This window comes from Solemya velesiana gill symbiont, from assembly GCF_002020805.1.
Lineage (GTDB): Bacteria > Pseudomonadota > Gammaproteobacteria > Chromatiales > Chromatiaceae > Sedimenticola_A.
In genome coordinates this window covers 5,182-17,698 of the sequence record NZ_MPRJ01000075.1, presented here as the reverse complement: position 1 = coordinate 17,698, position 12,517 = coordinate 5,182, and the positions used below count along the sequence as shown (strand labels likewise).

Here is a 12,517-nt window from a genome sequence, read left to right as displayed (position 1 = left end):
CAAGTTCAAGGCCAATTCGGGGATAAAAGACAGGCTTATTTGACGGATATTTGAATTTGGGTGCCTGGTGAATGAAAACTCTTATTTTTCAGACCATCCATAGTTTTTTATAGCTATCACCAATCAATTCTCCCTCTGAATAATAAATAGAGTGAATCATCCATAACAAAACGACCACAGGAAGCAGCTTCACCAAGCCTACTGGACAATGTTATTCCCGGTCGTATCAACCATCCCTTAACTCATTGAAGTTGCATTTAAAATACCTCCCACCCAGGTCCAATACATTTACAAATGCGCCTGTGGATTAAACTGTTCTTTGCTATAAATTAGTTATCGGAAAAGTATTCTTGATTTGGCCCGGGTTCCACTGTCAGAGACGTATAACCAACAAGTCAGCAGATGCAAAATGAAGACCCTAACACTTACATCCCAATACAAAATACAGCGCATTGTGTTTCTGATGACGCTGATGTTGTTAGCCGGTATTGTCCTGGCTCCAAACAGTTGGGCTGCAGGGGGTCCTGAGCAAGGGACATCAATGGAACAAACCAAACAGAAGTTAGCCTATATCGTCTCAGATCTGAGAATCCCGTTCTGGGACATCATGGATCGCGGTATCAAGTTCTCCGCAAAAACGCTGGGATACGAGGTTCACACCTACAGCGCCGAAAACAACGCCAAGAAAGAATTGGAAATCGTAGCTGACGCAATCAGAGAGAAGGTATCGGGAATCATCGTATCACCCACCAATTCATCGGCATGCGTCACAATCCTTAAGCTCGCAAATAGTGCAGGCATTCCGGTGGTCATATCCGACTTCGGAACAGATGGTGGTGAATATGTCTCCTACATCTCTTCGAACAATCAGGATGGCGCATACAGATAGGCCAGGTCCTGGTTAAAAAGCTCAAAGAGCTCGGCTGGAACGACGGCAGGGTGGGCATCGTCGCCATACCCCAGAAAATAAGCCAACGGACAAGCCAGAACTGCCGGATTCATGCAGGCAATGCGCGAGGCAGGAATCAAGGGCGCAGGCATTGAACAGCAAGTCGACTTCTCCTACCAGGAGACCTACGACCTGAGCATGAAACTCATCAAAAGTGCCCCGGACCTCCGCGCCATCTGGACCCAGGGTTCGGACAGGTACCAGGGTGTACTGGATGCAATTGCCGATGCCGGAAAGAAAGATGAGATCGTGTACATATCCTTCGATGCAGAACCGATATTCCTGGAGCTCATTTCCAAGGGCGTGCTTGTGGGCGCAGCAATGCAGCAACCCTACCTGATGGGCCAGGAGGCGGTAATTGCAATGGACAGGCACCTTAATGGCGAAGCTGTCGAGAAGAACAGACAACTTCCGATTCTCGCTATCTCAACAGAAAATATCGAGGAGATGCTTCCAACAATCAAAAGAAATGTTCTGGGAATAGAGGAATGAGAGTTTGATGCGAATACCAGGTATTCTCACCTCTAGACAATCGTTATACATCACTCTCGGGATCATCATCTCGACGGTTGCGCTCATCATGTCGTCACACGCGACCTACACCTATATGGCAACGAAAGATAAGATAATCGCGGAGATGAAACACACCTCCAAGCTCAGCATCGTCTCCCTGGAAAAAACGTTGTCAGCATGATCATGTCATACGCAGTGAACGAGTATGACAAGCTGGTCTTCACCGAAATGGAACGCCGCAACAACTTTGCCATTGTGGTGGAAGACTACAACATGGGGAAGATCATCGGCCGAAAAGCCTATATCAGCGGAAAAATCAGGGATGCCGAGGGAAACATCATTGATTACAGCTCAGAGAATAGCGAGCAGAACAGGCAATTAGAGCAGTGCTTCTACTCGGACAGACACGAAATCACCGATCCTTCAGGAGAGAAACTGGGTACGATCAGCATTTACATCACGGATGACGAGATGAACAGGGAACTCAACGAGATCATCGTCCGCACCACCATAGACACTATCGCAATTTCTTTAGTGCTGATCCTGGCCCTCTTTATCACCATACGCAGATTTCTGCTTACACCCCTCTCCCATATTGTCACGACAATCAACCACAGCGATGTGGACGGCATTCCGATTGAACCGATTCCGATTCAGGGCCCAAGAGAGATTTCAATCCTCTCCAACACCATGAACAGGATGCTCTCTGCAATAAGGGATTCCCGAATAAAACTGCAGGAACAACATGAAGCGCTGCAAAAGGAAAAAGAACGCTTCCAATTGGCGATCGAAGGTACCAACAATGGCCTTTGGGACTGGGACCTGCAAACCGGCACCGTAATTCATTCGGCGCAATTTGAAACCATGCTCGGTTACGAGGAAGGCGAACTGCCCGATACCATCGAGTGCTGGTCCGGGCTGCTACACCCTGATGACGCGGAACAAGCACATCAAAGGGTTGATGACTACCTTGCCTCCAAGGGAATAGGCATTTATGAGAGCACATTCCGCATGCGAGCAAAATCGGGGGAGTGGCACTGGATAACCGGCCGTGGCAAAGCGCTTTTTTCCAATGACGGAACGCCATTGCGCTTCGTCGGCTTCAACACCGACATAACCGACTGGAAACGGATGCAGGGCATGATGATGCAGACGGAAAAAATGATGTCCGTAGGGGGACTGGCGGCCGGCATGGCCCATGAACTCAATAACCCCCTGGGCGGTGTACTTCAAGGTGTACAAAACGTGAAAAGGCGACTGTCACCAAACCTGCAACAGAACCGGACCATCGCCGCGGAAACAGGCATTGACCTGGATAAAGTCGAAACCTACACGGAAAAAAGAGGCGTCAACGGTTTTCTGCATAGCATCGTTGATTCTGGAGAGCGTGCTGCAAAAATCGTCAGCAATATGTTGATGTTCTCCCGAAAAGCAGAGGAGACAAAGCAACCCGCATCGATAAACCAAATAATTGAGCAGACCCTGGATCTCGCCCAGGTCGATTACGACCTTAAAAAGCGATTCGACTTTCACAGCATCACAATCGAAAAATATTATGCCCCATCCAATCCTCATGTCTTGTGTATTGCCTCCGAGATACAGCAAGTGCTTCTGAACCTGTTCCGCAATGCCGCTCACGCATTTTCCGATGCCGGCATGCCATCTGAAGAACAGATCATCAAAGTGCGTACCTTCATGAGGTCGGATACGCTCTGTATTGAAGTACAGGACAATGGACCCGGCATGGATGAGCGGGTAAGCAAAAGGATATTCGAACCCTTCTATACAACAAAGGATGTTGGTGAAGGGACTGGACTCGGCCTATCCACCTCCTACTTTATCGTGGCAGAGGTGCATGGTGGCAATCTCAGTGTCGAATCCACACCTGGGCGGGGGAGCAAATTTTTAATTGAATTGCCATTGGCACATTATTGATATTACTACATTGATATTACTACCTGGCACACCCGGTTCTGCCAGAACGCTTCAGGGGACACTTTCCGGGTGACTGGAACGAAGGGAAATAAACTGGTCACTCCGGTTCATTGATCCGCGCCGGCAGCGCATCTTTCAGCTTGCCCGCAATATCACGAAGCAGGGTCTCGGTTGATTCCCAGTTGATGCAGGCATCGGTCACCGAAACACCATACTGGAGCTGGCTCAGGTCAGCGGGAATCTTCTGATTACCCTCATTGAGATTGCTCTCCAACATGATGCCGGTAATGGAGCGGTTACCTTCCAGGATCTGGTTGGCCACATTTTCCGCCACCAGGGGCTGCAGTTCATACTGTTTGTTCGAGTTGCCATGACTGCAGTCGACCATGATGTTTTCAGGAACACCCGCCTTGCGCAGTTCATCTTCACAGAGCGCCACGTGCACCGAATCGTAGTTAGGCCCCTTGTGCCCGCCACGTAAAATGACATGGCCGCAGACATTTCCCTTGGTCTGAATCACCGTTACCTGGCCGCCCTGGTTGATACCAAGAAAGCTGTGCGGTTGGGAAACCGATTCCAGCGCATTGATTGCCACGCTGAGACCGCCATCGGTACCATTCTTGAAGCCTACGGGCATGGAGAGGCCGGATGCCATTTCCCGGTGGGTCTGGGATTCCGTGGTGCGTGCACCAATCGCCGCCCAGGAGAAAAGATCCGCCAGGTACTGGGGGCTGATGGGATCCAGGGCCTCGGTTGCTGAAGGCAGGCCCAACTCGTTCATCCAGACAAGCAGTTCCCGGGCCTTGTGCAGACCCTCTTCAATATGAAAGGAGTCGTCCATCCTCGGATCATTGATCAAGCCTTTCCAGCCCACGGTGGTACGGGGTTTCTCAAAATAGATGCGCATCACGATATAGAGTGTATCGCTCAGCTCATCGTGCAGTTTTTTCAAACGCCTGGCGTAGTCCTTGGCCGCCTCAACATCGTGGATGGAGCAGGGACCGGTGATCACCAGCAGACGAGGATCCTTGCGCTGAAAGATGTTCTTGATGGTCTGTCTGCCGTTCCAGACAGTCTTTTCACCTGCCTCACTGAGCGGGAGGTGACGCTTGAGGTCCACCGGTGAGATCAATACCCGTTCGGCGGCTACATTTGTGTTGTTCAGACTGTCTTTAATCATGATGTAAAATCAATGGCAATTTTTCCGGCCAGACAATTGTGGAGCAGTTCACATTACAGACAAACAACCACAACCCGCCAGGTGGAAACATAAGATTCTCAGGAGCGCGTAAGAATAGGGAATTCAACGAAAAAATGCCACTGTAGATGTAAAAAAAGGAAATATTTTCGTCTCACGGCCTACCCAGCCAGCCCTCAGTTTCCACCCAATGCAGCCGATATATAAGTTGGGCGAAGTCAATCAAATCTGGCGTATTGTGTTAACACCGCAATCAAGCATCGACCGGCACCGGCTTGGGTCACTTGAAATTATCGGCAACCTGGCTCCGGAAGCATTCGACGAGCTGGTTCACAAGCTCACTATCGAAAAGCTTCCCAAGGGCAGGTGACTGTTTTCGGAAGGCCAAACCGATCAGTGGATCTATTATCTATTGGAAGGCGCCGTAAAGCTCGAGTGGAAGGACGGGGTAACCGAGACCCTGTTTGCCGGCGACCATGGGACCCTCGCACCACTGGCCAATCAGCAGCCACGGCCACCAGCCTCGAGCCGATAGAGTTCATCCGTATCAACAGCACCCTTCTGGAGATTCTTTCCCCCAAGGAGAAAGAGAGTATCTACCGCGTCGAAGAGATAACCAGCAACGACGAACTCCCCCAGAACCAACTCTTGTACGCCATTTACCAAGCCTACATGAACGACAGGCTGCAACTTCCCCACTTGCCTGAAATCGCTGTCAAGGTTCGAAAGGCCGTCCTCGATCCAGAGTGTGAAGTCGAGACCGTGGCGCGCATTATCCAAACAGACTCTGCTCTTGCCGCCAAGTTGGTGAGAGCCGCCAACAGCCCACTGTACGGTGTTCAGACCCCTATAAAAACCTGCCGCAATGCCGTCGTATTCCTGGGCTTGAAAGTAACCCGTGACCTGATCACCAGCTACTCCCTGCGCTTGAAGAAACACATGCTGAAACTGTGGAAACACAATGCCCACGTAGGCGCCACCTGCTACACCCTTGCCAGGATGACACCCGGGCTAGACCCTGAGCGGGCGATGTTGCTGGGACTGTTGCACGATATTGGTGTTCTACCGATCATCAATTACGCCTCGGGCATACCTGAGCTGTTCAACTCGGAAGAACTGCTCAATGAAGCCATCACCGCCCTGAGAACCCAGGTTGGGGCCATGGTGCTGAGAAAGTGGGAGTTCGGGGATGAGAGCGTCAATGTCGTAATGGAGTCTGAAAACTGGCAACGCGACCCGGCTTCAAAATCTGACTACACCGACCTGGTGATTGCAGCCCACATGATCTCCGGTATGCCTGCCAATGAAGTGGAGATCATGAGGAGACGCATACCTGCATTGAAGAAGGTCGCACGCGGCATGCTCAATAAAAAACTGGCCACCGATATCCGGCAGGAAGCTGAAGAGGAGGTCAGAGAAGTCCTTCAGCTCATCAGCTGACTTCCCGCTTTATACGTGATGACTGAATTCACCCCGTTCAGCGTGGGCCATCAACTCATGGAACTGCCTGCCTGAAACGGATACCAGGTATTCATGGTCACCTGCCTCGAAATAGACCCGCTCCTCCTGGCCCAGGGTCGTATTAGGATCCCAGATGGTGGTCAGCCCATAAGGTTCGCCCATGGGAGGCACCGCACCCAGCTCACAGTCGGGAAAGAGTGACCCCAGTTCGCCCTCCACGGCAAGGATGACGTCACGATCGAGCATCTTTCTCAGGCTCTCCAGTTCGATGTGGTAATCGGAGGGTACAACCACCAGCAGGAATTCAGAATCCTCCCGCACCACCACACCCTTGGCCAATGCGTCTCCTGAAATATGGGCCTGCTCTGCCGTCTCCATGCTCGACCCTGTCCGCGGATGAGCAACCAGTTTGTAGTTCGCATCCTGTTGCTTAAGAAATTCGAGAAGTTTCTTGGGAATTGCCATCTTTCATCCATCCCCTTAGCAGTTCACTGTCACTATTTTTCTTCCTTGTTTTGAGCTTAGTACAGATCGGGACATCAGCAACACATGTGTACTTTAATTCCCGCAGTCTCTACGAAATAGACATTTATGCCTAAACTTAACTATAGAGCAGGATACTCAATGGCGTAGAGGATTGGGCTATGACAAACAGTCTCGAGCAGCACTCAAAGAAGGTGGTCGATCACTTCAGGGAGATCCTCGGACCTGACGCGACTCAACACATCACCGACAGCCAGTTTGAAGAACTGGAACAGATGGTGCGTTCGGCCATTGCAGACGAGCTGGAACTTGTTACCGAAGAGTTTAACGAGACGGTAAAGGCCATCAAGCGCCATATTGAAAAAAGAGAGATGGAACTTTAGCGCTTCTTGGATTCACCACACATTACCTCGCGCATGCGGAACTTCTGCAGCTTGCCTGTGACCGTCATTGGAAACCGGTCCACGAAACGGATGATCTTGGGAATCTTGAAGTGAGCAAGACCCGCTCTACAGAAATCCCTCATCTCTTGCTCTGTTGCCGCCTGACCCTCGTGCAGTTTGATCCAGGCTACCAGCTCCTCCCCGTAGAATTCGTCGGGTATGCCAAACACGGCCGCCGAGGCCACCTTGGGGTGGGTAAAGAGGTAATTCTCGATCTCCCGCGGATAGATATTCTCCCCTCCCCGGATGATCATCTCCTTGAGGCGACCGGTTATTTTCAGGTATCCCCCTCTTCCATGCTTCCCAGGTCTCCCGAATGTAGCCAGCCTGAGGAATCGATGGCTTTTCCTGTAGCCTGTGCATCCCCATAGTAGCCCCGCATGATGTGGTAGCCACGAAAGCACACCTCTCCGATCTCCCCCAGGGGCAGCGGTTCATCCTCACCCACGGCAACCACCTTCAGCTCCTGGTGCGGCAGGTTGGTGCCTACGGTCTCCACCCTCAGCGCCATGTAGTCATCCCTCGAGGTGAGGTGGGTCAGGGGCGACGCCTCGGTCTGTCCATAACCGATCAGGATCTCTTCGCAGTGCATGTCATGCATCACCCGCCGCATCAGTTCGGGAGGACAGGGTGCCCCCGGTACGCAACGAGCTGAGATCGAATTGATTGAACTCTGAATGCTCCAACTCGGCAATGAACATAGTGGGCACACCGTGGATTGCCGTGCAGTGTTCCTGTGACACAGCCCTCAGAACCTCCAGTGCATCGAAGTGTTCACAGGGGATCACCAGGCAGGCACCCACCGACAGACAGAGCAGGTTGGATACCAACATGCCAAAGCAGTGATAAAAAGGCACAGCAACACAGAGCCTGTCCTGCTCACTGAAATGCATAGACTTGGCGCCATACCAGGCGTTGTTGAGGATGTTGCGGTGAGTCAACTCCACCGCCTTGGGAAATCCGGTGGTACCGGAGGTGTACTGGATGTTGATGGGGTCGCTACAGTCCAGTGAGGCCGTACGCGCATCCAGGGCCTGGGGGCTCACTGAATCCCCTGCCTCGATCACATCAGACCAAGCAAGAAATCCGGGGCGGGCCGATTTGTGTTTAATGGTGACTGAGGGTCATACACCACCACCCTGCGCAGATCCGGAAAATCGTTACTCTGCAACTCACCTGTCGGCTCATCGACAAGGGATGGCAGCAGTTTTTGCATCATCCCCACGTAGTTGCTGCTGCGGAAGACGGGGATCAGGAACAGCCCCTGCACCTCGGAACGCTGCAACACATAGGCTAGTTCCTGGCTACGGTAGGCTGGGTTGATATTGACCAGCACAACACCAATGCGGGCAGTAGCCATCTGCAGCAGAAGCCACTCGATGTTGTTGGTTGACCAGATTCCGATGCGATCCCCCTTGGCAAAGCCCAGTCCCATCAACCCTCGGGCCAGGCAATCCACCTCTTCTGAAAGCTGCCTGTAGGTAAGTCGTCTCGACTGGGGCCGGGATACCACCGCCTCGCAATCACCATGGGTTTCGACAATCCGGGCAAACCACTGGGGTATGGTCACCTCCAGCAACGGCTCATCGCCTTCCCGCTGAAAATAGCTATTATGCTTGGAAGGCATACTCATACAATCACTCTCACAATCAGGTTGATCTTGACCGAGATTGCGATGTGCCTGGTTGACAAGGTGACGGCAGCAGGGATGCTGCCGTCAAGCCTACATGGAGGTATTAACGGCGTCCTTGTCAACCAGGCACGTCACAACACTCAACCAACAACAGATGCCCAGTAGGCGTCGACTCCGGCCTGAATCTCCGCCAACAACGTCTCGTTGCGCTCCGGTTTGAACAGGTGCGCAAACCGGCCCTGCTTCTCGAGGTAGCGCTCGACGGGCAGACGCTTGCTGGGCACCTTGGTATGCACAACCTGTCCATCCACGTACTCCTTGAGGGGCCAGATGCCGGTCTTCACCGCCAGCTTGCCGATCTCCACCGCCTCCTTTGGATCAAAATCCCAGCCCGTTGGACAGGGTGACAGGGCAATGATCAGGCGTGGTACCTTGATGGCTTTCGCCTTCTCCACCTTGCGCGCAAGGTCCAGCGGCTCAGCGCCGATCACCGTCGCCACGTAGGCAGGCTTGTGAGCCGCCCAAATATCGAACAGCGGTTTCTTGTCACCGGAGAAGCCGATACCCACCCGACTGGTTGAGGTCCTGGCCCCGTGGGGCGTGGCCTCGGAGTATTGCTGCCCGGTATTGCCGTAGCCCTCGTTGTCATAGCAGATATAGAGAAAATCCAGGTTGCGCTCGATGGCACCCGAGGTGACGGAGAGTCCCATGCCGTAGGCAGCGCCGTCACCGGTGAGCACCACCACCTGCATGTCATCATCTTTCGCCAGCCGTTTTTTATCGAGCTGAATGTCCAGGGCATCGCGTATACCCTGGGCACCTGCCGGCGCCGAGGCCATTGCCGTGTAGAGCCATGAACCACGAAACGGCGTGAAAGGGTAGACCGCCAACAGGGTCATGCAGCCCGCGGCATTTACGAACACGCTGTTCTCACCCAGGATGTCGTAGATCTCGTGCAGCGCCTCCAGTCCACCGCAGCCGGCACACATGGGGTTGCCCGATCCGAGCAGGTGGGTCGAGGGGAGCTGTTTCACATTTTTAAAGCGTGTCTCATTCATGAGTCGCCTCCCTCCTTCAGCTCGTTGCGCTCCACCCGCGCAATGCTCTGGAGTTTGCGGGTCTCTCTCAGTTCGGCATCGGTGTAGAGGAGGCGAACCGGCAACTGCTCTCCCTTGTCGACCGCATCCCGTATCACGCTGGCGATCTGGAAAAACTCCTCCTGGGCAATGTCGCGCCCACCAAGCCCGCCGATAAAGCTGGCCAACAGTCCCGGGGCACCGGGCTGACCGTAAAGGGCCGCTGCAGTCTCGGTATGCAATACACCGCCCATGGAGATGTTCTGGTCGATCACCGCCACTGCCCGCCGGCCCTTCAACAGACCCTGCAGCGCCTGCTCGGGAAACGGCCGCAACAGCCTGGGACGCACAAGGCCTATCTTCCAACCTACCTCGCGCAGACTGTCCACTGCCGCCTTGGCCTTGGTGGCAAAGGAACCCATCATAACGAACAGGTACTCTGCATCATCACAGCGGTAGGCCTCAACCGCCGGATGGTTGCGGCCAAACAGTTCGGCAAACTCCCCTGCAACCCGGTCATAAACCGCCAACCCGTTGCGCGCAGCCAAGTGGGTCTCATATCGGAAGTAGGAGTAAGGCCCGCCTCCCAGCACTGCCACCGCCTGGCTCTCCGGCGCGCTGGCCTGGAAGCGCAGTTCACCGGGATCGAAGGGCGGGAGAAACTGCCGCACCTTCGCCTGATCGGGGACCTCCACGGGCTCACGGGTGAAGGATAGATAGAAACCGTCCATGTTGACCAGCACCGGCAGGCGCACCGACCGATCCTCGCCAAGGCGGTAAGCGAGCAGAACGCTGTCTAGCACCTCCTGGCAGGTAGCACAGTGGATCTGCAGGAAACACGGAATCCCTGGCTGCCAGGACATCGTTGTGATCGGGCTCCAGGGTGATCGGCGCTGAAAGTCCCCGTGATACGTTGACCAGCACGAAGGGTGCACGCCAGCCGGAGACGGTGTAGAGCATCTCCATGGCGTAGAGCAGACCCTGGCTCGAAGTGGCGCTGAAGACGCGGATACCGGTAGCCGCGGCAGCACCCGCTGCGGTGAGCATGGAGTGCTCGGAATCCAGGGTGACCCGCCTGCCCGTCATCTCGCCGCTGTCCGTCCAGGCTGACAGGGACTCGATGATCTCGGTCTGGGGCGTAATGGGGAAGGCGGGCACATAGTCCACCTCGGCCAGCCTGGCTCCCCAGGCTGCGGCGGCGTTGCCGGTCATCAGCACGCGACTCATGACTCACCTCCCTCCTTGTCACCATGCTCAGGCAGTGCCTCGATAGCATGGGGCGGACACTGGGCAACGCAGATCAGGCAACCCTTGCAGTGGTTATAGTCGATATGGGGATAACCTTCCTCATCCACGTCGATGGCACTGTCGGGGCAAAAGGTACTGCAGACCCACCAGCAGCGATTGCACCGTTCATAATCGACCTCCGGTCGCATGGTGCGCCAGGAACCGGTGGGCATCAGCTCACTTGTCAGCCCGCCATGAATGGTGGGCGCTGAGACGCCGCTCTGCTCGAAGGGGAGATCGATCCACTCCGGCTCCGCCCACTGCTCAGCGGAGAGTGCTTCGCTGGCGGTGACGATACCGGCCTGCCCTGCACAGTAGTCATAGGCCTCGCAGGCAACACGCAGGTTCTCATCCACCACCGCCTGCCCAAGATGTCCCAACTCATCGTGCAGGGCAGCCTCAAGATCCGCCCTGGGTATCTCGCCAATCAAGGCGGCGGCAGCACCAGCGCAAGCAGCACCCACGTAAGGCAGGGTGGCACGGTCCGCCACCTCTTCCGCTGCCGACAGAATCAGCACAGGCCCCTCCAGGTTAAGGCGGTGCCGCCATGTATTGGCAGTCTCATGTGTGTTGATCAGGATAACCGTGTGGGCATCGGCACCCGCCAGCACACCGGCTGCAGGTACCGGCACCAGGGTGTCGTCAGCAACGATCACCAGGTCGGGATGCCGGATGATACCCCGCTCATAGATCGGTGTCCTGGCTGCACGGACAAAGGCGAATATCGGCGCCCCACGCCGCTCGGCACCATAGCGGGGAGCATCCTGCACCTCGTAGCCCTGGCGGAAAAAAGCAGTGCCGAGAATGCGACTGGCCGTCTTCATACCCTGACCGCCGCGACCGTGAAAGCGTATGCGATACATTACAAGTCCGCCTAGAAAATGGACCAGCGCCGCGTTGTCATGGCCCGCTTGACCCGTTCCGTGGCCAGTTCCACGGCAGCATCCCTGGGGGTAATCTTCTCGCGCCACGCCCGCTCGAGAACCTGGGCGGTATTCTCATGAACCTTCTCTGCAATCACGTCCATGGCCGCACCCTGGCTCATGCTTTGGTACTCCATGGCGCCACAGATCACACCTCCCGTATTGGCGATGAAGTCGGGCACCACTATCACCCCACGCTCATACAGGTACTTCTCCGCATCGTAGGTGAAGGGGATGTTCGCGCCCTCTACCACCAGTTTCGTCTTCATCTGCCCCACGTTGTCGCCATGGACCACGTCGGGCCTTGCGGCCGGGATCCAGATATCGCACTCCACGCCTACCACTGCATCGCGCTTCAGTTTCTGTCCCTCGGCGTATTCGATGACACTGCACCCGTCGGCCTTCAGGCTGATGAGGGTATCTAGATCCAAACCATCGGGGTTGACAATAGTCCCCTTGGAGTCGGCCACGCCGACCACCTTTGCGCCCTTTTCCATCAGAAACCGGGCCGAATGCTTGCCCACGGCGGCTGTAGCTGCCGTAGCGTTTGCGGCGCTGCTTCTGGCAGCGAAGGTGATGATACAGGTCACTACCCATGGATTTGTCGTGGAGGACG

13 protein-coding genes and 3 pseudogenes are annotated in these 12,517 nt (G+C 54.7%); 5 read left to right on the top strand and 11 right to left on the bottom strand.

Features of this window, described 5'->3' with window-relative positions; genetic code table 11:
• Window positions 1-409 precede the first annotated feature (409 nt).
• Window positions 410-1,441 (top strand): annotated as a pseudogene (locus tag BOW53_RS10390) (substrate-binding domain-containing protein).
• Between the two features lie 198 nt (window positions 1,442-1,639).
• Window positions 1,640-3,397, top strand: coding sequence for an ATP-binding protein (locus BOW53_RS10385; protein WP_078487919.1), 1,758 nt, complete (start codon window positions 1,640-1,642; stop codon window positions 3,395-3,397).
• A 97-nt stretch (window positions 3,398-3,494) separates the two neighbouring features.
• On the opposite strand, the gene BOW53_RS10380 is transcribed toward BOW53_RS10385, so the two are convergent.
• Entirely contained in the window at window positions 3,495-4,577 is a 1,083-nt protein-coding gene (locus BOW53_RS10380; RefSeq protein WP_078487918.1) for a 3-deoxy-7-phosphoheptulonate synthase, read from the bottom strand.
• A 256-nt stretch (window positions 4,578-4,833) separates the two neighbouring features.
• On the opposite strand from BOW53_RS10380, the gene BOW53_RS13585 reads away from it, so the two are divergent.
• Together BOW53_RS13585 and BOW53_RS10375 are read left to right on the top strand one after the other, a co-directional pair.
• Window positions 4,834-4,965, top strand: coding sequence for a hypothetical protein (locus BOW53_RS13585; RefSeq protein WP_281254046.1), 132 nt, complete (start codon window positions 4,834-4,836; stop codon window positions 4,963-4,965).
• Window positions 4,966-5,030: 65 nt separating this feature from the next.
• A complete protein-coding gene (locus BOW53_RS10375) occupies window positions 5,031-6,035 on the top strand; it encodes an HDOD domain-containing protein (protein ID WP_078487916.1) in 1,005 nt (334 codons plus the stop codon).
• A gap of 9 nt (window positions 6,036-6,044) precedes the next feature.
• Here BOW53_RS10375 and BOW53_RS10370 read toward each other — a convergent pair whose 3' ends face one another.
• Window positions 6,045-6,521: an aminoacyl-tRNA deacylase gene (locus tag BOW53_RS10370; RefSeq protein ID WP_078487915.1), complete on the bottom strand. Its 477-nt coding sequence runs from the start codon at window positions 6,519-6,521 to the stop codon at window positions 6,045-6,047.
• A 179-nt stretch (window positions 6,522-6,700) separates the two neighbouring features.
• On the opposite strand from BOW53_RS10370, the gene BOW53_RS10365 reads away from it, so the two are divergent.
• Window positions 6,701-6,922 (top strand): hypothetical protein, encoded by a 222-nt coding sequence (locus tag BOW53_RS10365; protein WP_078487914.1) that lies wholly within the window; start codon window positions 6,701-6,703, stop codon window positions 6,920-6,922.
• On the opposite strand, the gene BOW53_RS13355 is transcribed toward BOW53_RS10365, so the two are convergent.
• From BOW53_RS13355 to BOW53_RS13980, 9 genes and pseudogenes are all read right to left on the bottom strand, one after another.
• Window positions 6,919-7,236 (bottom strand): AMP-binding enzyme, encoded by a 318-nt coding sequence (locus tag BOW53_RS13355; RefSeq protein WP_245832107.1) that lies wholly within the window; start codon window positions 7,234-7,236, stop codon window positions 6,919-6,921. The genes BOW53_RS10365 and BOW53_RS13355 overlap by 4 nt on opposite strands.
• Window positions 7,237-7,259: 23 nt before the next feature.
• A pseudogene (locus BOW53_RS13350) lies at window positions 7,260-8,028 on the bottom strand (AMP-binding protein).
• Window positions 8,029-8,045: 17 nt separating this feature from the next.
• The gene (locus BOW53_RS13345; protein WP_245832106.1) at window positions 8,046-8,615 is read right to left on the bottom strand and encodes an AMP-binding protein; all 570 of its coding nucleotides are present in this window, start codon (window positions 8,613-8,615) and stop codon (window positions 8,046-8,048) included.
• A gap of 140 nt (window positions 8,616-8,755) precedes the next feature.
• Window positions 8,756-9,673, bottom strand: coding sequence for a thiamine pyrophosphate-dependent enzyme (locus BOW53_RS10355; protein ID WP_078487913.1), 918 nt, complete (start codon window positions 9,671-9,673; stop codon window positions 8,756-8,758).
• Window positions 9,670-10,494: a hypothetical protein gene (locus tag BOW53_RS13580; protein ID WP_281254045.1), complete on the bottom strand. Its 825-nt coding sequence runs from the start codon at window positions 10,492-10,494 to the stop codon at window positions 9,670-9,672. Before BOW53_RS13580 ends, BOW53_RS10355 begins: the two co-directional genes overlap by 4 nt.
• Entirely contained in the window at window positions 10,391-10,918 is a 528-nt protein-coding gene (locus BOW53_RS13335; protein ID WP_281254044.1) for a hypothetical protein, read from the bottom strand. The genes BOW53_RS13580 and BOW53_RS13335 overlap by 104 nt, the downstream gene beginning before the upstream one ends.
• A complete protein-coding gene (locus tag BOW53_RS10345) occupies window positions 10,915-11,841 on the bottom strand; it encodes a 2-oxoacid:acceptor oxidoreductase family protein (RefSeq protein ID WP_078487912.1) in 927 nt (308 codons plus the stop codon). The genes BOW53_RS13335 and BOW53_RS10345 overlap by 4 nt, the downstream gene beginning before the upstream one ends.
• Window positions 11,842-11,852: 11 nt before the next feature.
• Window positions 11,853-12,398, bottom strand: a complete 546-nt coding sequence (locus BOW53_RS10340) for a Rossmann-fold NAD(P)-binding domain-containing protein (protein ID WP_425442920.1) — start codon at window positions 12,396-12,398, stop codon at window positions 11,853-11,855.
• 1 nt (window position 12,399) lies between these two features.
• A pseudogene (locus BOW53_RS13980) lies at window positions 12,400-12,517 on the bottom strand (IS30 family transposase); the annotation flags it as partial.